Below are 22,162 nucleotides of genomic sequence, written 5' to 3' on the forward strand. Positions count from 1 at the left end.
CACTTTTAGTTTTAAAGATATTCTAGCATTTTTACCTATTAGATGCGACTATTTATCTGATAATTGCCGGTAAGCCCGCCACATACGCCAGCGACCGCGTAGCATCGTCGCCAGTCCCCGCCGTTGCATACCTGTAACGTTATCGCCATGCCGTACATACTTCATCAACGGTTGCGGTAGCACCACCGTTTTTAAATGATACCGTTGCGCCACTAAAAATAACCACTGATCGTGCATTTCGATTTGCTCAGGAAACGGTAACGCGTACTGTAATAAATGTTGACTAACGGCCATCATCGCACCCGTATAGCCATTTTTCAATAAATTATTCGCCACCGATTGCGGCAGTTGATTGTGATTGTATTGATTCCACGAAGCGGCGATCTGCTGCTGTTTAGCATCGACCACCACCCCATCGTGAACGATCAAATCAGCGTGCTGGCGCTGAAAAGCAGCCACCACCTGTGCTACCTTATCTTCAAACCAAATATCATCTTGATCGGATAGGAAAATCAAGTCACCTTGGGCTTGTTGCAGTGCCCGAGCAAAGCTTTTGATTGGCCCTTGATTGACTTGATTAACTGACAAACGCACATGGACGTCACTAGTGGCAACGGTTTGCTTGATCACCGCTACTGTATCATCAGTGGAACGATCATCGACGATCACCACTTCATCCTGCGCACCTAGTTGCGGCAAAATCGAATTCAACTGCCGGGCCACTGTTTGGGCGCCATTATAGGTTGCCATACAAACTGAAAGCATCACAAGACTCCTTTTCTCTTTCTCGACTGGGTAGCGAAGTAGTAAGTTACACGCCGTAATCTAGGCACTCCTTCAGCCACTCTATCTAAAACCAGCGCCAGCCCCATTTATTAAAATAGCGGTACATCGATGTCAAAAACAACTTAAAGCCACGAGTACTTTTATGTGAATCCCGGGCGTAGTAGTGGATAACTGGCGCGTCAGGCAGATAAAAAATTTGTCCACCAGCCTGATTGATACGCATGCACAGATCGTTGTCTTCAAAATACATGAAAAAGCGCTCGTCGAAACCACCAATTTGCCGCATTATGCTGGCGCGTAGAAACATAAAGGCGCCGGAGCCAAATTTGATTTGTTGCCGTTCGTCACTTAAATCACGACACTCGTAACGCGCAATTCGTTTGGCAAACAAACGTTTCACAAAATCATACCGAATGAAACGCAACAGATAATCAAAAACATCTAATTTTGCGCGAATCAAGTACTGTACTTTACCATCGGGATCGGTAATTTTCGGTGTGATCATACTGACTTCGGGATGGGCGTCAATAAAGTCATACATGGCCACAAAACTAACGCGATTGATCAATATATCGGGATTGCAACAGACAAAATACGGATCGGTACTTTGAACCAGATTAACGTTATGGCCAAAACCAAAACCGTGGTTATCCTCAGCTGCCGTAATAATGATACGCTCATCTGCTAGTGCCTGTAACTTTTTGACATACGCAGGCACCGAATGATTATCAAAAATGCGTAGAGTCACCGGATAATGAGCCATAATCTCTGTTTTAAAGCGCGCGACCGCCTCAAAAACATGTTCACTATTATAGGTCACAATACTAACCGTTATTGGTGCCATTTGCTCCACCTCTACTTCACTATTAAAGAAGGGTATCCCGCCCTCTTACTACATTTTTTAACAATCTGGCTAAAACGTACTCCATAAAGCAACTTTTCATTTAGCCAGATTATATGTTAACTTCAAAATAAGGGTCAAAAAGCGATCAGCCGCTCTTCAACCCTTTATTAACTACTCTGCGTCGGCACCAAATTCTCGTGTGACGACTTTTTGCGCCGCTTCGATGACTTGGTCCATATTGTAATATTTGTATTGGCCTAAGCGTCCGCCAAAAATCACGTTTGGCTGGGTTGCGGCTAACTCGCGATATTGTTTGAATAAACTATTGTTACGCTTATCATTAACTGGATAGTAAGGTTCATCACCCTTTTGCCAAGTCTCTGGATATTCACGCGTAATGATCGTCTTATTTTTATCACCTTTACCGAACTCGAAGTGTTTGTGTTCGATGATCCGGGTATATGGTGTCTCAGCATCGGTATAATTAATAACCGCATTACCTTGATAATTGTCAATATCTAGCTCTTCTTCTTCAAAACGCAAGCCACGGTATTCGAGTTCACCTAATTGATAGTTAAAGAATTGATCGATCATCCCCGTAAAGACGACCCGTGGATAATCCGCCAAGTAACTGTCTTTGTTAGCGAAAAAGTCCTGATTTAATTCAACATCGATCAATGGATCAGCCAACATTTTTTCAACGATTTGCGTGTAACCGCCAATTGGAATACCTTGGTAAGTGTCGTTAAAATAGTTGTTATCGTAAATATAACGTACTGGTAAACGACGAATAATGAAAGCTGGTAATTCAGTAGCTTTCCGGCCCCATTGCTTTTCAGTATAGCCCTTGATCAACTTTTCGTAAATATCCGTTCCAATCAAAGAAATTGCCTGTTCTTCTAGATTTTCTGGACGTTTATCGCCAAGAACTTTGCGTTGTTCCTCGATTTTAGCCTTGGCTTCTGCTGGTGTGATCACGCCCCACATTTTATTGAACGTGTTCATATTAAATGGCAGATTGTATAATTCACCTTTGTAATTAGCTACTGGCTCGTTAGTGTACCGATTAAATTCAGCAAATTGTTGCACAAAATCCCAAGTTTTTTTGATACTAGTATGGAAAATATGCGCTCCAAATTTATGGACCTGGATACCTGATTTTTCTTCAGTATAAATATGGCCGGAAATATGATCGTCTTTTTCAATCACTTTGACCCGCTTACCCCGCTTAGCCGCCTCATAGGCAAAAGTTGCGCCGAACAAGCCAGCACCAACGACTAAATAATCATAATCTTTCATGTTTAAATTCCTTTCCACTACACAATAAATTTCTGATGGTTCAGACTTGCGACTTGGTCTTGCCGTTCTTCGGCTTAGTCCAATCGACATCGACAAGCACGTTCTGCTTGGCAGATGAGTTCAATGTCCGATACTTGCTAACCTGTGTTGCTTAGAACGAGCGACAGTGCGACTTGGTCTTGCCGCACTTCGGCTTAGTCCAATCGACAACGGCAAGCACGTTCTAATTGGCAGATGAGTTCAATGTCCGATACTTGTTAACCAGTGTTACTTAGAACGAGCGACAGTCACCGTTCTTGTGGCAAAAAGTGTGCCACACCTTACGTATATTCCGCAGACAACAAGTATTTTAGCATAAGCAGTATTACTTTAGCTACCTACGAGCCAGTTGTTGCTGAATGCCGGGATGATTGTGTCGTGGAGTAAGGGCACCATTTCAAAATAAACCACCGCCAACACATAAGCCAGAAAAATTCCGATGTACAACCAGCGCAAGTATTGTTTGCGTGGCAGTGCGTCTAATGTGATCAAAAAGGCAATGATCATAAATGGAATCACATCACGTAACGCACGAGCAAATGAAAATTCGTAAGTGTACATTGGCATTGTTAGCACACCGACCACCGTAAAAGTAAACATCAACCAAATGATTTGCCGTTGCCGCGGCGTCAATAACTGACGCTCAGTTAAATAATGATAACTGAAATAGGTAAAGACTAAATCAAAAATACTGAATAACCAAAACGGTAAGTAGCCTAAACGTACCTTCTGCACAAAGTACAGTGATAAGTGGCTCAGGTGTAATTGGCCTAATAATTCAAGTAATAATTGGCTAAAGGCCGGCACCATCACTATGACTGATGCCAAAAAGACGATACTGAGCAAGCCAATTTTCCATAGGTTCCGTGAATCAAAATAGTATAACGGAATCACTAATAAGTAGAGTACACCGAGAACTTGCAAACTAGCGCCGAGCAAAACAAAAAAAGTAAACAACGCTAAATTACGATACGTTTTTTCCAACAAGAAATGGCTGGCGTAGACTAACAACGCCATCATCATGAAGTTACGCAGTTGGATCAAGTCTAAGAAAAACGGATAACAAAAATAAAAAGCCAGAAACACTGCCGAATGGGTCGTTAATTTTTTTATACCTATATATAAAACAACTAAGAAAATTGCCGCTAAAACTAGCCGAAATTGACGATAATCCAAGCCTAGCATCGGGCCAATACGGGTCAATACGCGATACCCTGGCTCCCCATAGGGAATATGCGCTTGGTATAGCCATTGATAAGTGAAAAAGTCGGCATTCTGCGTATTACCGCCAAGTAGGATGATCAAGCATATTAAAAACAACCACTCAGCCCAGCGGTACTTGGGACGGCGTAATCCCGCCACTAAATTCGTCACATAAGTGATCGTTGTTGCTGCTAATAAATACACACTATCCCAACCTTACCTTGAAGTAACGTGGCGCTGCCACAGTTCACGGACAAACATCCAGAGAAAACCAAGCAAGATACCTGCAAACATAAATTTCATTATCAATTCACTCCTTGAGATCGTCGTTGCCCGGCGGTCTGCGCTGGTTGCACGCGCGAGTACCCGGCTATTTTTTAGTCGATACTGCTTTTCAAATTGCTTAACTGCTACGGTAGCGGCAAGGTTAGCGGCTTTGATTGCCGTCTTGCGTTTGTCATCCGTAACATTGATCTGGATCAAACCTGAATTATATGATGTGTGCACGGTGATTTTGCCTGGTTGCGCTAGTTCGGCCGCCAAGCCAGCTTTTTTCAGTTCACGGCGCAACGCTTTACTAGTCGTGGGTGCTTTGAACGTGTCACTAAACAATTGCGTCAATTCACTACCATTAGAATAACGAACATAGTTAACTTGGCCGACTTTTTGTCGGCGCACTTTAGTTAGACTGATCAGCGCCTGACCATGATATTCAGTTGTCACACGTGGATGCCAAACGATGCTGAACACAAGGCCCACGATGCCAAAGACCACCGCACTCACAATAACTACTTTCACTAAATTAAATAATCGCTTTAATGTTGCACTCGGCTCGGTCATTTACACACCTCAATTGCCTAAATATAACACAATATTAACCGGCGTCGTTTGTTGCGATTGTTGCTGTAAAGTATAAGCGGCCTTTTTAGTCGTTACACCCTGCTGCAATAAGGTTAACCGTGCATCCGCTACATGCAAAGCCAATTGTTGATTGCCTGCAGTCTGTGCGCCAGTCGCAACAAAAATAACCCGCTGGAAATCTTTTTTGAAACGCGCCAAACTCAATTCCAGTTCCTGCAACGTAAGCAAAGTATTAGTCGTTGTCGTTTGTGGTAAACGCGCCACATTGTTGCCCTGATAATCAGCTGGTGTCGCTGGCAAAGCTAATTGTTGTACTGCTGCCGCATCAGTTGCCAAATCGATCAATAAAACACGCTCGCCTGTAGCAGCATATTGCTGTGCTAAAGCCTGGACTGCCGCCTGCTGTTCCGAGCTAGTCACTGGTAATTGCGCCACTAAAGTTGTTGCTGGTGGTGTTGCCATATCCAAAGTATTGCGCACAGCAGCTAATTGTACCGCCGTTGGTTGCACGTCCAAAACAAGTGGTTGACTGCCTAACGTTGTTTCAGCAAAATACCGGCTACGAATCCGTCGATCTAGGATTTCCAGTCCACAGCCACTAGCTAAACCTAAAACCAAAGCTGCCACAATCAAAACGATGATCTGTTTGACCGGTAATTTTTGGATTGCTAGAACTTGGTTGACTCGTGGTTGAGCTAACACTTTCCCTCGACCAATGCCCATTAAAGAGCGCACGTTCTCACTAGCAACTTGTGCGTACACCTGTGCGGTTTGTTTCGCGGTTGTTCTTTGATCGGTTGTAACATTGATCTCGATCAACGAATTATTATTATTCGTATGCACATTAACCTGTTTTTCCAATTTGCGTAACGAAACTTTAATGCCCTTGGCTGCTAATTTTCTCTGCACTGGTCGGGCAATCGTATCTGTTTGAATCGCTGCCGCAAAAGTGTTGACATATTGTGGGTTAACCGTTTGATCCAACACCACTTGCTGCTTACTTTCCGGTAAAGTTAATAAAACTTGGCTATTAGCATCGTATTTAGCCGGTGCCGCTGGCGTCGCGCGTCGTAAATGTAACGCGAAAAAACCAGCCACCAAAATGATCAGTACCACGATAATTTCGATCAACGCACGCCGTTTCAAAACATTGCTGATTTCACGCCAATTAATTTTTTTGTTTTCTAACATGGACTCACCTTTTCCGAAGTGTCGATTATAATGTTAGGCATTAATTTCTTGCATAAATGCGGCTAACGCTTCTTGCCAAGTTGGGATTTTGAAACCAGTGGCTTTGGTCTTACTGAGATTCAAAATTGAGTGCCGTGGCCGCCAAGCTTTTTGTGGATATTCTGCCGAAGTTACTGGGCTGACGGTGACGTCCTTATCTTTCAGGATCGCTTGGGCAAACTCATACCAGTTACAACTATTGTCATTGGATAAATGATAGATGCCATAGTCCAATTGATGATCTAAAGCGTAGGTCATAAATTCAGCCAGCGTCCGCGTCCATGATGGCCGGCCAAATTGATCATTGACCACCGTTAAATGATCATGCGTCTGGGCTAATTTCAACATCGTGTAAACAAAGTTCTTACCATATTCGCCGTAGACCCACGAAGTTCGAATAATATAGTATTTATCAGCTAAACGTTGGACCGCTTGTTCACCTTCATATTTGGCACGCCCATATTCATTTCGTGGTGCTGGTTGCGCGTCAACGGTGTACTCCGCAGCTTGGTCGCCGTCAAATACATAATCGGTACTGATGTAAACCACGATCGCCCCAACTTTATTAGCTGCCGCGGCAATATTTGCCGTTCCGTCAACGTTAACTTTTTGATTGATTGCCTTGCCTGGTGCTTCTTCGGCAGCATCAACTGCCGTGTAAGCAGCACAGTGATAAACCACTTGGGGCTGAAAATCTTTGAAGTAAGCGTCAACTGCTGTTTTGTCGGTAATATCTAATTCATGGCTATCGGTTGCCCGATAGTCGGTTTCGCGCGCGTCTAATAAATGACGTAATTCAGTGCCTAATTGGCCATTAGCACCAGTAATTAAAATTCGCATAATTGAAAATCCCCTATTCCATATTTAAGGTAATTTATTAGCACAACACGCTAATAAAGCCTAATGTTCCAGTCAGTGACCATTCTTGTGGCAAAGTTCGTACCGCAAGAAACATGGCCCTTGTTATTATATTGATTCGTATGTATGAAAAAGCAGGGCAAACGTCTTCACATTTAGCTGTGCATTTGCCCTACCCCATTTATTCTGTTACTTCAAGCCAGCGCGGGCCTTCAACGGCTGCCACCAAGCTTCATTATCTTGATACCATTTGATGGTCTTGACGATCCCAGTATCAAACGTATATTCTGGTTCCCAACCCAGTTCAGTTTCGATCTTCTTGGGATCGATAGCGTAACGACGATCATGACCTAAGCGATCAGCCACATACTTGATCCGGGAATCTGGTAAGTCCAAGGCTTCAATAATCCGATGGACAATTTGGTTGTTGGTTCGTTCGTTATGACCACCCACATTGTAGACTTCACCTTTTTTGCCTTCGCGGAAAACTAAATCGATGGCACGGCAATGATCGGTAACGTATAACCAATCGCGGATGTTTTTACCATCACCATAAATCGGCAAGTCCTTGCCTTCCATGCCGTTGGAGACCATTAATGGAATCAACTTTTCGGGGAATTGGTAAGGACCGTAGTTGTTGGAACAACGCGTGATGTTCACGTTCAAACCGTACGTTTCGTAGTAAGCCCGCACGATCATATCAGCAGAAGCTTTACTAGCGGAGTACGGCGAGTTCGGCTGTAGGGGTGAGGTTTCTGCAAAGTAACCTTCTGCACCTAATGTCCCGTAAACTTCATCGGTGGAAACTTGAAGATACTTACCCACGTTTTCTTTTTTCGCCACATCTAATAGTGCCAATGTCCCTTGAACATTGGTTTCGATGAAGACTTCCGGATGCAAGATCGAACGATCCACATGGGATTCAGCCGCAAAGTTGATGATGCCGTCGATATTGAATTCATGGACCAAATGCGTGACTAATTCACGATTCGTGATATTGCCGTGAACAAAATGATGACGCGGTTCGTCTTTCAGATCGTCCAAATTATGGCTATTGCCGGCATAGGTCAATAAGTCCAAGTTAACGATCGTATCTTCTGGATGGGCGTCCAACATGTAGTGGACGAAATTAGCGCCGATAAAGCCGGCCCCACCGGTAACTAAAAGGTTCATTATGCTTTGGCCTCCCAAGTAAAGTTCAATTCAGCGTCTTTCAAACGAGGATGATGTTGATCCTTTTCCGACAAGACCAAATGATCCAATGGCATTGGCCAAACAATACCAATATCAGGATCATCATAGGCGATGCCACGATCAGCTTTGGGTTCGTAGTAGCCATCCACTTTATAGGCTACATTCACGTTCGGCGTCAAGGTCACAAAGCCGTGGGCAAAGCCTTTAGGGACCAATAATTGGCGATGGTTGTATTCGCTTAAAATATAACCTTCCCACTGGCCGTATGTCGGTGAACCTTTACGGACATCAACTAAAACGTCATAGATCACCCCTGTAATAGCGCGCAATAACTTAGTTTGCGCATAAGGCGCTAATTGATAATGCATCCCGCGCAACACCCCGGGTTCAACCGATAAGGATTGATTGTCTTGAGTGAAGTCGTTGTCGATACCAGCTGCAACGAATTTGTTCTTAGTGTAAGTTTCCGTGAAAAAGCCACGGTGATCGCCGAACACATCAGTTTCCACGATACGGACATCTTGTAAGTTTGTTTTTAAAACGTTCATGAGTCTCTCCTTATATGTTTCTGAGTTTGCCTAAACGTGCTAGCCTAAATACTCCAACTGATCAGTCGCTAAGCGGATCATGTACTGCCCGTATTCAGTTTTCTTCAGTGGCTGCGCTAACTCTAATAACTTATCTTTGCCAATGTAGCCCATCCGGTAAGCAATTTCTTCTAAGCAAGCGACTTCCAAATTTTGCCGCGTTTGGATAGTTTCGATGAAGCTGGATGCCTGTTGCAATGAAGCGTGGGTACCGGTATCTAACCAAGCAAAGCCACGACCCATTAATTGCACATCCAGCTGGCCCCGACGCAAATATTCTTGATTGACGTCAGTGATCTCTAACTCGCCCCGTGGCGATGGTTTGATCTTTTTAGCAATATCCACTACTTGATTATCGTAGAAATACAAGCCAGTGACCGCGTAGTTACTGGTTGGGTGTTCTGGCTTTTCGACGATCGAAATGGCGTGATGGTTTTCATCAAAATCCACCACCCCAAAACGTTCTGGATCATTGACATGATAACCAAAGACGGTGGCGCCGACGGTTTTAGCCGCCGCTTCCTGTAACATTTTGGACAAGCCACCGCCATAGAAAATATTATCGCCGAGGATCAAACAAACCGAATCACCGGCAATAAAATCTTCCGCTAACAGAAAAGCTTCCGCCAATCCGTTGGGCTTTTCTTGGACCTTGTACGAAATATTCAACCCTAATTCATGCCCGTCCTGAAATAATTCTTCAAACCGTGGCGTGTCCTTAGGCGTGGAAATGATGCAAATATCTTGAATTCCCGCTAACATTAAGCTGGACAGCGGATAATAGATCATTGGTTTATCGTAAACCGGGATCAATTGTTTCGAAATTGCCCGGGTAACCGGGTACAGGCGGGTTCCCGAGCCGCCGGCAAGAATGATACCTTTCATTTGAATGTTCCTCCTACTCAAAATTAAAGCTTGATTTCTGTCCCAGAAATTTACCAATCAGCAGTGACATAATATGGCATGCCAGACACTGCTGATCATTATTTATTGACAGTCAAAAATGACGTAAACTAACCTTCAATAGTTTACCACAAAATGGATTACTGCAAATATATGACTTTATTTAAGTCACTTTTTAGGATACTCAACTTTAGGATTAAAAAATAGGCCAGCTATCATCCCACTGACTAATGCTCTAATTCGAACTGATTTATGATCACGAGCGCTGGCCAAGATACGAAAAATATAGAACAGATCAGAAAGATAAGTGCGCACAGTATTGGCTTTAGAAGCATAACGCCGACTAATATAAATTAAATTACGATATAAATAAGTGTAGCGCTGAATTCTATTCGGTTCATCGTTGATCAACGTCGCATCTGCTAAATTTAGTTTGGTTTTATGTACCACGATACTTTCACTGACAAAATAACTGGGATACTTTTGTGAAATCCTAGTTGTATATTCAGTATCATCGCCCCAGATAAACATTTCTTTTACTGGTAACCCTAGTTCGGCGACAGTTTTTCTTTGCACTAACACGGACACAAAAGTTGCCGTTTTAACCTGAATTAAATTATCGCTGATCCGTTGCGACCAATTCACGACTGGTGCAGGAATATTTGAGCTTTCACCATTTGTCCAGCGTACGTTACTACATAAAAAGCCAAAGTGTTGTTGTAAATTAGCTGCGCCCTTTAGAAGTTGTGCGAGACAATCAGAGTCAGGAATGGTGTCATCATCCATGATCCAGAAGTAATCATCATTAGTTTGTTGATAAGCGATCTTCATCCCCAAGCTAAATCCAGCTGCACCACCAATATTTTGTGCGACGTTGTGAACAATGTATTGATCACCTTCAAGATCAGCAAGATATTCAGTTGTTCCATCACTACTATTATTATTAACGATCACAATATGTGCTAACGCTTCAGTTTGCTTTTGTAGTGCTTGCAAGCACTCCTTCAATAAATCTAGCCGATTGTAAGTAACTAAAACACAACTAACTTGTACCATTACGCCACACTCTTTCTTTTTTATGTCTGAGCAATATGTGCAACAATTTCCTGTAAGTATTGCTTGTCATTTGTATTATCAACCGTATGCCCCGCAGCAAGTTCATTGACATATTTATTTTTAAGCGGTGTTCTGACCGTTGCCTTAGCTTGAAACCAATCATACTCCACATCAGCATGGCCGATATCTAGCGCCCAAAAACCTACTTGAGCCAAATCGTAAGCCAACACTGTTGCAGTAGGTCCAAGCGCAATTAAAATTACATCATCTGGTCGCGCGATTGCTTTAGTTTGCGCTAAAATAGCCGCATACTGTTTAAAAGCATTAGTACTTGGACAAATAATTCGCCGAACAGAACGTGCTGTAGCTAAAAAATCATTGCTCAGTCCAAAGCGAGTCGCCGCACCTTCAACGATCAACACATTACGATCAGCCCATAAATGCTTGATCTGTGCAAAAAACTGCTCACTCTGCACTTTATCACGGCGATCGATATAAGGCCGAGTAAAATTTGCATCATAATAGCGTTTATTTGGCTGCAGATACTTAACGATTTTAAAACCGTAATGACTTAGAATATGACGCCAAGCACCAGCATTAGTCCGTGTATACTGCTGTAAACCATCAAAAACATCTGGTAAACAAATCATGATGTTAGCTTGATTGGATTTAATGATTTCCTGCAATCGTCGAGCTAATTCTGGAGTTGTGTCCTGAAAGGAATCATTTTTAATATTCATCATCCAACGAAATTCACCATCACCATAGCGCGCTACCGAAAGATGATGTTGATTTAAGTACGCTAAAGTTTGCTTAGTATTGGCTACCTGCGGCCGCGGAGCTCGCCACATGAACCAGAGGTAACGTAACGACATGATCGGATGTGCAGCATGCTGTAGTAAACTATAAAGCGTATCATTACTTATCATTTGCTTAATCTGAGCTAATTTTGAAGTCATCTTTTTCACTACTTTCAAACAGAGGGTTTACGCCGGATCATCCATTTCAGTAATAACTTCACTTTTGCAAAGTCACGTTTTAAAATAAGCTGACTGAATAATCGAAGCCATACATGTCGCCAATACTGCCATGAACTAATTTTCTGGAACCGATGATAATATAGCCATTCTGCCCGTATAATGCCTTGATAACGCGCAGTTGAGATCGATTGCGTGTGCATCACTGATAACTCATGCATCAACTGACTTTGTAAAACCAATACTGGCTGATGCGTTTGTCTGACTTGATAAAAGAGCCAATAGTCTAAAAAGTCCAGCGGAAACTGTAGCTCAAAACCACCACATTGTTGCAAAAAGTCAACCCGAAAACAAGCTGCTGAATTAATAGCCGTTACCTCATTTTGATAACCGCTGGTAACAGGGATTACTTTAAACGGTTGTGCAGCGCGTATCGGTGATATCAATTGCCCAGCTGCCTGAATTTTAGGAACGATCGCGATTGGCTGTACTTTGGCAGTCACTGCTGTAAATAATTCCGCTAAATAGCTCGGTGTTAATTTAGTGTCCTGATCTAGCAGCAAGAGATAGTCACTATTTTGCTGCACAGCGATAGCCAACGCTTGATTATAGGCAGCTGCTAAACCAACGTTTCGCTGACTATGATAATACTCAAAGTTAGGTAAAAGCTGGGTTGGTACTAGTTGTGCCTGCTTCGAGTTATCAAATATGACAAAATGGATCTGCCGAATCATCGCCCAAGCAGCCGTCTTTTTCATAGCTTGCAACGAGCGAATCGTTTGTGCTGTATCCGCAGATATTTCATAAAGTACAATAATCGCAGTTAATCGCATTGTTTTCTCCATTTCCGTAAATACCTACTCCTTATTGTATGAAAAATCGTATCGCTTTGATAGTCATCAGCAAGAATTTAAGAAATTATTCATTGTAGTGCTCTGTTATCTATACAACTACTAACTAAAAATCCGCATAATCAAATATCACTTCATACCAAAACACCTTACCTAAAACCGCTCACATTTTCAGTATACTTAATTCAGGAGTTTATTTTAACAAAAAAGAATTGGGGCGTTATTGAAATATTAACTATTATTCTGCTGAGTTTGATCGCATCGGTACTTATTTGGCTGCTAGCATTACTGCAACCCAAATAAGTGTACCAAAACATCTGCAACTAAATTAGCTCTAGGCTTATTAGTTGCATTTGAACGCCAATTCAAATTACATCAGAAAATTAGTCTTGGTATTTTAGTCGTTCTAGCCGTGATTGTGGCTTATGGCAGAGGTAAAACGATTTTCGCTGTAAACCCGTTGCTAATAGCATTCAAACCGAAACTGTCGATAGTAAAAACACACCTACCTTCAAAAAAGGCGTTACATCAGTAGCTTTGTCTCCGAAAAGAATTAAGAATAGGATGAACAAAAACATGAACGATGTGCCTAATTTACAATATTATCGGCTCGGCGATATCCAAACGCAATACTATCACAATAAGCCCGTCTACATTGCCCCAGTCAAGTTCGATGGCTTTTTTAAATATTACACGGCTAAACAAAAAGTACCCGGCTATTTTATTATTGATGCGACATCTACGCTTAGTCTAAATTCGTGAAGGCACCGATGATATATACTGATTTTAGCTATTTGAGCCGCAACGCTTGGCGGCGAAGCTACGACTTGGTTAGCAGCAAACGGCAGCAATTCGCAATTAGAAGTCAACGAAGCTGATCAAACCAAGCGATACGCCTTGCAACATTTACTACAGTGGATTGATGAAGACATCACCGCCGACGTGGCTAATTCTTCAATGAATCAGGCCAACGGTAGTTACCAATACAGTTGGCTCAATATGCATTTTGGTAAAAACTGGCATTCAGTTGCCGACGAACAATAGTGTTATTTCAACTTTTGATAAACAAGGTAAAGTACTGTACGTTACCGACTTTACTAATCCGCGTTCAGACGCTGATAGTGCCTTAGGTTACTCAATGATCAACACACACACCGGTAAGTTGATGTACTAGAAAACACATGGGATCATGGACTCAGATGATGCTAAGAAAAATACCGATAACAACTACAAAGCACAGCAGTAGTAAGCTTCTATGCCCGCTATTTACAACATCAATGGTCGGTCAACCTGGGTGCTCTCAATTTTAGACGCCACTAGCGCTTTTGTGGTTACTATTTAGACGCTGCCGATCAATCAATCCACGCCAAAAAGCGTCCATTGACAACTTAGCCAATGGACGTTTTTTAACGTTCCAAATAAAATTCAAAGCGACTACCGACGTATTGAGTACGCACGTATTCAAACGGTTCGCCGCTCTTCAAGAATGAAATTTGGCGTAACCGCAGAATTGGATCGCCGCGTTTAATGTCAAGTAGTTCAGCGATGCGTTCGGAAGCAACTTGGGCCGTGACCGTTTGTTGTGCACCGCCCAGCGTCAAACCAGCTTTGTGTTCCAAAGTACGATACAACGAACTGGTAATCTCCGGCTTACTAAACTCACGCACCAATTCTTCGGGCACAGTAGCAACTTCGAAACTGATCGGCACGTCATCAGCGTAACGAATTCGTTCCATTCGCAGCACCTGGGCATCTTCAGTTAACTGAAGTTTTTCTTTTTCTGATAGCGAAGGGCTGGCAACATGATAAGAAACTGTTTTGCTAGATGGCTTCTTGCCTTGTGCTAACATGATGTCGGTAAAACTGGTGACACCGGACATTTTTTCCTGAACTTTTTGGTTGGCAACATAGGTACCGGCACCAACGCGGCGTTCTAAAATACCTTCATCGACTAAGGTTTGAATGGCTTGGCGTAATGTCATCCGACTAACGCCGAACGTTACTGATAATTCGCGTTCGGAGGGAATGCGGTCGCCAACTGCCCATTTGCCGGCTTCAATGTCACGTTTGATCGAATTATGGATCTGGATATAGACTGGTGATTCCATATTGGACCTCCTTCCAAATAAATAGCTTAATCAAGAATAATATAGTCTAAAGTAGCGTTAAAAAGCAACTATCGACGAAAGTTTATTAAAACAGAGTTCGGACGTTAATCGCGAACTCTGTCTCGTTACGTTTAAAATTTTAGTCAGCGTTGCGAACAAAATGACGGCCGTAGCTGTATGTTTCTAACAAGTTAGCAGCGTTATCAATAATGTTCATATCAGCGTCTTTACCGACAGCAATGCCGCCTTTGCTATCTAGACCGAATTCGCGGGCCTGGTTAACTGAACTCATCAAAACAGCGTCGTAAAGGTCAGCTTCGGTGAACTTCAAAGCGTTCTTGAATGCATCAGGGTATTCCAAAACGGAACCAGCCAATGTGCCATCAGCTAAACGAGCTTGCTTGTCTTTAACAAAAACTTTTTGACCGCCAAGTTCACTTTCGCCCTCTGGCATCCCTTTTGAGCGCATCGAGTCAGTGACTAATTCAATGCGTTCTGGGCCCTTTTGGTCGAAAGCAAGTTCTAGCATATCTGGTACGATGTGGAAACCATCCATGATCAATTCAGCGTACATGTTGTTTTCCAACATAACGTGGCCAGTAACACCAGGTTCACGATGTTTGAATTCGCGTTGTGCGTTGTACAAATGGGTAGCGTGGCTCGCCTTGCTGGTCAATAATTGTTCACGAGTAGCGTTACTGTGACCAACAGCTGGCACAATATTATGCGCTAAACAATAATCTTCGAACTCTTTGGCGTGATCATCTTCTGGCGCGTAAGTGATCAATTTAACCAAACCGCCAGCTAATTCATTCCAATGGTCAAGTAATTCAGGATCAGGATCTTTGATGTACTCTTCTGGTTGTGCACCTTTAAATTTAGCGGAAATGAATGGCCCTTCCAAATGAACGCCTTTGATCACTGGATTACGGTCAGCCGCTTCCTTAACCCCACGCATTGCTTTTTCAATGTTGGCGTTGGATTGTGTCATTGTTGTAGCAAAGTAAGTCGTGATACCTTCGTTTTGCGTCATTTTTTTGACCATAGCGTCGATCTCGTCCGCATTACCATCCATGGCGTCGAAACCATAACCACCGTGACTGTGTACATCGATAAATCCAGGAATGATCGTCTTACCAGTTGCCAAAATCACTTCATCGCCAGGGTAATTTTTGAAATCTTCCATTGATCCAACCGCTAAAATTTTGTCATCAAAACGAACAAAACCATCATCGATGATATCGTCACCAGTATAAATCGTGGCGTGCTTCAACACTTTTGTACTCATTGATTTATTCCACCTTTTCCTAATTGAGGTAACCTTTACCGCAGTAAAAATCCCGTGACCTAAAACCGGCGCGTATCAAAAAATACCCACCTGCTTTAAATGAATAACTTTATTATAATCGGTATAGACCAAAACTTCAAGCGTTGGTCAACGCTATTCGGCATTTTCTTTAGCAATCGTGGCGTCGATTCCTTTGACTACCGCCGTCATTAGGCCAGCTTCTTCCATCGCTAATAAACCAGCCACCGTTGTGCCACCAGGTGAAGAAACTTGATCGATCAAGCCCCACGGATTGGTACTGCTTTCCGCAACGTTAGCTGCACTACCTAGTACTGTCTGCGCCGCGATCTTAGTTGCAATTTCTTTGTCTAAACCATACTTAACGCCTGCTCGCGCTAACGAATCAATAAATAAATAGGCGTACGCCGGAGCGCTACCAGCCACAGCGCTAAAAGTTGCAAAGTCCTTCTCTGCCAACGGAGTGGTATCACCTAAGGCTTGGAAAAGTTGTTCCACTTGAGCAAAATCAGCAGTAGGCGTAATTGGACTAGTAACCAAAGCAGTCATTCCTTGCCTAATCGCCACGTTGACGTTTGGCATCGCCCGGACAATACTTAAGCCAGTGCTGTCTGAGTTTTCCTGTAACTGTGCCAAAGAGATTCCACCTGCAACTGAAACCAAAATTGGCTCATGACTGGCCAATTCATCTTGTAGCGAAGCCACGATATCTAACGTTTGCGCCGCTGGTACCGCCAGAATCACAATATCTGCTTGTGTTACGATCGCAGCGTTGCTAGTTACGGCCGTCAAGCCATGCTCAGCGGCAAACGGCTGATAGCTCGTTTCATGCGCACTATGCACTAAAATATCCGCCGTTGCCACGTATTTTTGCTTGCATAAACCGATCATGATCGCTTGGGCCATATGTCCGGCGCCGATAAAGCCAATTTTCATTGTAAAACCTACTTTCGTTTAAATGCTAGATTTCAGCAGTTGCAGCCAACTCGCTTTAGTTTGAGCCTAGCGAAATTCCGCAGCGCTGTCAATGGTATTAACTATATAAAAAGGAAGCCCAACAAAAAGCTGCCTTTGTTACGGCTTCCCTACAATATTAAACAAGTGTGCCGCTGTATTGCTAGTCAATATTCACACCATTACTGATAGTAATTAGGTAATCGAGTAGGAGGTAATTGTAAGTTACCGTCCTCTCACACCACCGTACGTACGGTTCCGTATACGGCGGTTCAATAATTTAAGCACTCTGAATTTGCTGGAGCGTCTGACTCAAGTTAATGAGTCCACGACGTTCCAGCTCTTTGTTAGTTAGGGTACGGCACAGCGTTTTACTATGCGCTGTCCGCCAGTACCCTTTACGCGTGTTAGCGGATAGCTTAGCTTCATCTTTCGTAAATCCTAATCCGCTCAAGTTGTTCTCTCTAGTTTTGGCTTTCTTCCATTGTTTCCAAATGTACTGGCGAATACGTGACCGCAGCCACGCATCTAATTCCGTGATGAACCGCTTCATTCTACCCAAGCTGTAATACTGCAACCAACCGCGCATCTTTTGACGAATCTCTGCCATTATTTGGTCTTCGGATACACCACGATTACGCTTAGTCAGCCGCCTCAATGCTTGTTTAACTCGCTGCTTCGCTGACCACACCGGATAGGGAAAAGCCCTGCCTTTAGTGTGGCCCAACGTAAAACCTAAGAACTTCATTCTGTTGGTGGCGACCACTTGTGTCTTTTCCTGATTGAGCGTGAGTTTTAACTCATGCTCGAGAAAACGAGTCACACTAGCGAGGACTCGTTGGCCCGCGCGTGGACTTTTAACAAAGATATTGCAGTCATCGGCGTAACGGACAAATTCATGACCGCGCCTAGCTAGTTCTTGGTCGAATTCGTTGAGATAAATATTCGCTAACAGTGGCGAGATCGGCCCGCCTTGCGGTGTGCCTTTCTCACTGCGTTCAAACAATTGCCCATTCATGGTGCCACTAGTCAGAAAACGGCGAATGAGCCGTAGTATCCAGCGGTCACTAATTCGCTGCTTGAGAAACTTCATAAGCATGTCATGATTAACCGTATCGAAGTAGGCCTTCAAATCCAGATCAACCACATAGTGATAACCCGCATTATCTAGCTGAACGACCTGTTGAACTGCGTCATGTGCACTGCGTTGGGGTCGAAAACCAAAACTATTGTTGGCGAAGATCTGTTCATATATCGGCGAAAGGACCTGGGCCACGGCCTGCTGGACTAGCCGGTCGATCACGGTCGGAATGCCAAGCTTACGCGTTCCACCGTTGGGCTTTGGAATTGAGACTTGCTTGACTGGTGCCGGTTTATAAGTCCCATTGGCCAATTCTGCGAGTAATTCTTCGCGATGTACTTTCAGGTACGGTTTCAATTCATCAACGGTCATACCGTCAACTCCGGCCGCCCCTTTGTTCCTGACCACACGTTGATAAGCCAAATTCAGGTTGTTGCGGGCCAAAACTAATGCTTGAAACTGAGTGCCACTCATCTTTTCTCCTTCACCGGAGGCGATACTACGCGCCCCAGTTTGTCTTTGGTCTTCCAGACCTATCATCCGCTGGCGGTCAGCTTGTTCTGTTTTCTGCGATTTTCGCATCGTCTTCACTTCCAGTCGCAATATGAGTTATTATTGTTTGGTCCTTCATGGTTACCCACTACTATGACCTCGGCTGACTCCTGTACACTTAACCAGCCATTTCTGACTTGCTTTGAACTCATATTTCCTTGTCATTTGGGTATTCCCTAAGAAAATCAGGATTGTGTGTACAGGTCTCCCCGGGTAAGAACGTCAACTTTCGTACCATGTCACCGTCAGCTTTACTGTCGTAACTTCGGGTAGTATCGGACTTCAGTGTGTTTGGCCACCTTATCCAGTTACTTCCGGCCTTATAGCTGCTTCTTGTTCATCGGTGCAGTACTTTGCTCATCAGGCTTCCTTCAGTCTTCACCTCACGATAAAGGCCTTGCCTTTGGCTAGCGGTTCCGACTACTACGGCCCGCAGTGGACTTTCACCACCTAGTTGACGCCCATGCCGGGCGCACCAAAAAAAGCAACGACCTAATCAGTCGTTGCTTCCTAATTACTGGGATAGCTGGATTCGAACCAGCGCATGACAGAGTCAAAGTCTGTTGCCTTACCGCTTGGCTATATCCCAATCAATGGAGGAGAGTGGATTCGAACCACCGAACCCGAAGGAGCGGATTTACAGTCCGCCGCGTTTAGCCACTTCGCTACTCCTCCATGTGTTTTTCAACATTAAATATTTTATCTGAAATCGGCGGACATTGCAAGTCTTTTTTATAGGTTTAGCTGCAACGCCAATTATTCCAGTACTAATGTCTGTAAGCACGCCTGCCATTCACTGATAAAATCCGTTCCAAATTTCCATTCGTAGTGACGTTTGGTGCCATAGCCCACTGGCCGACAAAAATAAGTGGTCCCAGCAATTTGCCGCGGTGGATATTTAAAATGCGTATGCCCAAATAACGCATAAGCAACATGATAACGACTTAACAAAGCACCTAAACGTGGTGAGCCCATTAAAGCGTTAGCCATCTCCCAGTGCGGCTGGCGCGGGACATGACTGATATATGCGTCTTGCGGCACAAAATGCGTCATATACAGTACTTGCTTGTGTTGCGCGGCGGCTTGTGCCAATTTAGCTGCTGTATCGCTTAAAACCAGCTCCATACGTTGCCGATCACTCAGCGGTTGTTCGATCACACCATCGATCCAGTAAGCCCGCTTCCACTGGGCAAAATCAGCCGCTGTTTTATCTGGTACTTGAGCAAATTGGTAATCATACCAGCCATTATTCCCGATCAAAACATAGTTGGTACCAGGAAAATCGATCATTTTTTGATGTACATAGTGCCCGTTGACCCCACTTTGTAAGGTAGCAAAATCAGCACCACGCACCATATCGTGATTACCGGCAATAAAAAACACACGACATTGTGGTGCCAAGCGCTTGGCCAATGCTTCGACGTAAGCGACACTTGCGGTAAAATCATTGAACAAATCGCCAGCAATCAAATAATCGGTGTAATGCTGCGCTAACAAATAAGCAGCCTGCTGGGTCAACAATTCGTTTGCATCAAGCTGGTTCACATCAAAATGATTATCACTGGTCATCGCAATTTTACGCATCGCGCTCACCCCATAATTATAGAAAATAAAAAAATGTGTCAGGCTAAGCCTAACACATTTTTATGATTTTGTTCTCTAGAGTGTCTTAGAATTGATTTTACGGAAACGTGTTAATTAATACCTTCCATCAATCCCTTAATCTTCGGTACCATGAAGCCCAGTAAAATACCAAAGACCACGGTAATGATCCCAATGACTGCGAAATACATCATTTGGTTAGCTGGTGTATACAAGCGCACGATTTGGGCGTTGATCGCCTGGGCAGCAGCGTCACCTAAGAACCACATACTCATCATCTGCGACTGGAACGCTTTTGGCGCTAACTTAGTCGTTGCTGACAAGCCAACTGGTGAGATCAACATTTCACCAATTTCGACGATCGCCCAGCTGAGAACCAGCCATAAAGCGCTGACCCGTTGCTGACCGAACAAGGAAACAGGGATCAGCATAACCAAGAAGGAAGCACCGGCAAACAATAAGCCATAAGCAAACTTAGCGGGTGTTGATGGTTGATGTTTACCTAACTTGACCCAGAACCAAGCAAAGATTGGACCATACAAGATAATAAATAACGGATTTAATGACTGGAACCAAGATGGTAACAAGTTGATAAAGCCAAGATTCAAGATCGTTTGATTTTTAGCAAATAAGGCTAATACAACAGAGCCTTGTTCTTCAATTGACCAGAATAAAACACTGGCAATGAACAATGGTACATAAGCCCAAACCCGTGAGCGTTCAACTTTAGTCGTTTTACGACTAGAAAGCATCATTACGAAGTAACCAATTGGCAACAATACCCCCAAGATACTAAAGACCAAGATCACATTAGTAACATTAAGTTTGCCGGCAAAAGCCATCAAGCCAAAGACCACGATTGCAGCAACCACGATCGCGACAATTTTACGGATCAAGCCTGCTTTTTCATCTTCAGAAACAGGATCGCCGGGACGATTACTAGATTCATTCAGGTTTTTACCGCCACGCCAGTATTGGATCAAACCGAAGAACATCCCGATAGCGGCTAAGGAGAAGCCGAGATGATAATTGACTTGCTGACCGATCGAACCAACGACGTATGGTGCTAAAAGCGAACCAGCGTTGATCCCCATAACGAAGATCGTAAAGCCAGAATCACGGCGCACATCGTCTTCGGTGTACAATGTACCAACCATTTCGGAAACGTTTGGCTTCAGTAAGCCTGTCCCTAAAACGATCAATGCAATGGAGCCGTACAACGCACCTTGACCAAATGGTAACGATAAGACAATATGTCCAATCATGATCAGTACGCCACCCCAGAAAACAGTCCGCCGACTGCCCAGTAGCCGATCGGCAATAAAGCCGCCAATCACACTAGACATATAAACTAGCGAACCGTAGATCGACATGATCGAAGCACCAGTTGCTTCGTCAAAGCCTAAGCCACCGCGCTTAACTGTGTCGATCAAGTAGAAGACCAATAATGCCCGCATGCCGTAGTAACTGAAGCGTTCCCAGAACTCGGTAAAGAACAGCGTCATTAACCCACGCGGTTGGCCCAAGAAGGTTTTTTCCTCTTTGTTATTCAATTTTAACTTCCTTTCACCATTTACTTATTCTCACTAATTTCTAACAGCAAATACATAAAACTATAGTCACCCAACTAAATTGCTATATGTAACCTGTTGTCACATTAAAACCGCTGATAATTAAGTGCGAACTTCACATCCCTTTTAGAGCATAGAATTTTCACATAATGAATATTATAATGCAAAGTGACTAGCAGCGTCAATTAGTAACCGCTTTCCTCAGTATATCCACAGCAATTTATTGTATAAAAAATAGGAGTTGTGACATAAGTCGCTTATGCCCAACTCCTTCTTTGCACTTCCGAACACTATCGTTAA

21 protein-coding genes and 2 tRNA genes are annotated in these 22,162 nt (G+C 43.5%); 2 read left to right on the top strand and 21 right to left on the bottom strand.

Features of this window, described 5'->3' with window-relative positions; translation table 11 throughout:
• Positions 1 to 48: 48 nt before the first annotated feature.
• From LC20001_RS12960 to LC20001_RS13020, 13 genes are all read right to left on the bottom strand, one after another.
• Positions 49 to 765 carry a glycosyltransferase family 2 protein gene (locus tag LC20001_RS12960; RefSeq protein ID WP_010009239.1) on the bottom strand — a complete coding sequence of 239 codons (717 nt, stop codon included), beginning with the start codon at positions 763 to 765 and terminating at the stop codon, positions 49 to 51.
• 85 nt (positions 766 to 850) lie between these two features.
• Positions 851 to 1,630, bottom strand: coding sequence for a glycosyltransferase family 2 protein (locus LC20001_RS12965; RefSeq protein WP_003680410.1), 780 nt, complete (start codon positions 1,628 to 1,630; stop codon positions 851 to 853).
• Between the two features lie 171 nt (positions 1,631 to 1,801).
• The gene (gene glf, locus LC20001_RS12970) at positions 1,802 to 2,929 is read right to left on the bottom strand and encodes a UDP-galactopyranose mutase (protein ID WP_003680411.1); all 1,128 of its coding nucleotides are present in this window, start codon (positions 2,927 to 2,929) and stop codon (positions 1,802 to 1,804) included.
• A 369-nt stretch (positions 2,930 to 3,298) separates the two neighbouring features.
• On the bottom strand, positions 3,299 to 4,375 hold the full coding sequence (locus tag LC20001_RS12975; protein WP_010009240.1) for an EpsG family protein: 1,077 nt from the start codon (positions 4,373 to 4,375) through the stop codon (positions 3,299 to 3,301).
• A gap of 12 nt (positions 4,376 to 4,387) precedes the next feature.
• Positions 4,388 to 5,011, bottom strand: a complete 624-nt coding sequence (locus LC20001_RS12980; protein WP_010009242.1) for a YveK family protein — start codon at positions 5,009 to 5,011, stop codon at positions 4,388 to 4,390.
• A 9-nt stretch (positions 5,012 to 5,020) separates the two neighbouring features.
• A complete protein-coding gene (locus tag LC20001_RS12985; RefSeq protein ID WP_010009244.1) occupies positions 5,021 to 6,223 on the bottom strand; it encodes a YveK family protein in 1,203 nt (400 codons plus the stop codon).
• A gap of 33 nt (positions 6,224 to 6,256) precedes the next feature.
• Positions 6,257 to 7,102 (bottom strand): dTDP-4-dehydrorhamnose reductase, encoded by an 846-nt coding sequence (gene rfbD / locus LC20001_RS12990; RefSeq protein ID WP_010009246.1) that lies wholly within the window; start codon positions 7,100 to 7,102, stop codon positions 6,257 to 6,259.
• A 207-nt stretch (positions 7,103 to 7,309) separates the two neighbouring features.
• Entirely contained in the window at positions 7,310 to 8,293 is a 984-nt protein-coding gene (gene rfbB / locus LC20001_RS12995) for a dTDP-glucose 4,6-dehydratase (protein WP_010009248.1), read from the bottom strand.
• A complete protein-coding gene (gene rfbC / locus LC20001_RS13000; protein WP_010009249.1) occupies positions 8,293 to 8,862 on the bottom strand; it encodes a dTDP-4-dehydrorhamnose 3,5-epimerase in 570 nt (189 codons plus the stop codon). Before rfbC ends, rfbB begins: the two co-directional genes overlap by 1 nt.
• Positions 8,863 to 8,901: 39 nt before the next feature.
• The gene (gene rfbA / locus LC20001_RS13005) at positions 8,902 to 9,786 is read right to left on the bottom strand and encodes a glucose-1-phosphate thymidylyltransferase RfbA (RefSeq protein WP_056943238.1); all 885 of its coding nucleotides are present in this window, start codon (positions 9,784 to 9,786) and stop codon (positions 8,902 to 8,904) included.
• A gap of 186 nt (positions 9,787 to 9,972) precedes the next feature.
• Positions 9,973 to 10,860, bottom strand: coding sequence for a glycosyltransferase family 2 protein (locus LC20001_RS13010; RefSeq protein WP_010009256.1), 888 nt, complete (start codon positions 10,858 to 10,860; stop codon positions 9,973 to 9,975).
• A gap of 20 nt (positions 10,861 to 10,880) precedes the next feature.
• Complete coding sequence (locus LC20001_RS13015) at positions 10,881 to 11,819, bottom strand: GT-D fold domain-containing glycosyltransferase (RefSeq protein ID WP_050781687.1); 939 nt, start codon at positions 11,817 to 11,819, stop codon at positions 10,881 to 10,883.
• 14 nt (positions 11,820 to 11,833) lie between these two features.
• Positions 11,834 to 12,682: a glycosyltransferase family 2 protein gene (locus tag LC20001_RS13020; protein ID WP_010009258.1), complete on the bottom strand. Its 849-nt coding sequence runs from the start codon at positions 12,680 to 12,682 to the stop codon at positions 11,834 to 11,836.
• Between the two features lie 570 nt (positions 12,683 to 13,252).
• Here LC20001_RS13020 and LC20001_RS13025 point away from each other — a divergent pair.
• On the top strand, positions 13,253 to 13,450 hold the full coding sequence (locus LC20001_RS13025) for a hypothetical protein (RefSeq protein WP_145955959.1): 198 nt from the start codon (positions 13,253 to 13,255) through the stop codon (positions 13,448 to 13,450).
• Positions 13,451 to 13,585: 135 nt separating this feature from the next.
• Positions 13,586 to 13,732 carry a hypothetical protein gene (locus tag LC20001_RS14445; RefSeq protein ID WP_010009260.1) on the top strand — a complete coding sequence of 49 codons (147 nt, stop codon included), beginning with the start codon at positions 13,586 to 13,588 and terminating at the stop codon, positions 13,730 to 13,732.
• Between the two features lie 362 nt (positions 13,733 to 14,094).
• Here LC20001_RS14445 and LC20001_RS13030 read toward each other — a convergent pair whose 3' ends face one another.
• The 8 genes from LC20001_RS13030 to LC20001_RS13065 all read right to left on the bottom strand — a co-directional run bounded on the left by LC20001_RS13030 (position 14,095) and on the right by LC20001_RS13065 (position 21,844).
• Complete coding sequence (locus LC20001_RS13030; RefSeq protein WP_010009261.1) at positions 14,095 to 14,796, bottom strand: GntR family transcriptional regulator; 702 nt, start codon at positions 14,794 to 14,796, stop codon at positions 14,095 to 14,097.
• Positions 14,797 to 14,935: 139 nt separating this feature from the next.
• Positions 14,936 to 16,084 (bottom strand): N-acetylglucosamine-6-phosphate deacetylase, encoded by a 1,149-nt coding sequence (gene nagA, locus LC20001_RS13035; protein ID WP_003679539.1) that lies wholly within the window; start codon positions 16,082 to 16,084, stop codon positions 14,936 to 14,938.
• A gap of 153 nt (positions 16,085 to 16,237) precedes the next feature.
• Entirely contained in the window at positions 16,238 to 17,038 is an 801-nt protein-coding gene (gene proC, locus LC20001_RS13040) for a pyrroline-5-carboxylate reductase (RefSeq protein WP_010009262.1), read from the bottom strand.
• A 298-nt stretch (positions 17,039 to 17,336) separates the two neighbouring features.
• Entirely contained in the window at positions 17,337 to 18,719 is a 1,383-nt protein-coding gene (gene ltrA, locus LC20001_RS13045) for a group II intron reverse transcriptase/maturase (RefSeq protein WP_069700543.1), read from the bottom strand.
• A 487-nt stretch (positions 18,720 to 19,206) separates the two neighbouring features.
• Positions 19,207 to 19,278, bottom strand: a tRNA-Gln gene (locus LC20001_RS13050).
• A 5-nt stretch (positions 19,279 to 19,283) separates the two neighbouring features.
• Positions 19,284 to 19,364: transfer RNA gene (locus tag LC20001_RS13055), tRNA-Tyr, on the bottom strand.
• Between the two features lie 81 nt (positions 19,365 to 19,445).
• On the bottom strand, positions 19,446 to 20,273 hold the full coding sequence (locus LC20001_RS13060) for a metallophosphoesterase (protein ID WP_010009263.1): 828 nt from the start codon (positions 20,271 to 20,273) through the stop codon (positions 19,446 to 19,448).
• Positions 20,274 to 20,383: 110 nt separating this feature from the next.
• Complete coding sequence (locus LC20001_RS13065) at positions 20,384 to 21,844, bottom strand: peptide MFS transporter (RefSeq protein ID WP_010009264.1); 1,461 nt, start codon at positions 21,842 to 21,844, stop codon at positions 20,384 to 20,386.
• Between the last annotated feature and the right edge of the window lie 318 nt (positions 21,845 to 22,162).

It is taken from the genome of Loigolactobacillus coryniformis subsp. coryniformis KCTC 3167 = DSM 20001 (assembly GCF_002706425.1).
Taxonomy (GTDB): Bacteria; Bacillota; Bacilli; order Lactobacillales; family Lactobacillaceae; genus Loigolactobacillus; species Loigolactobacillus coryniformis.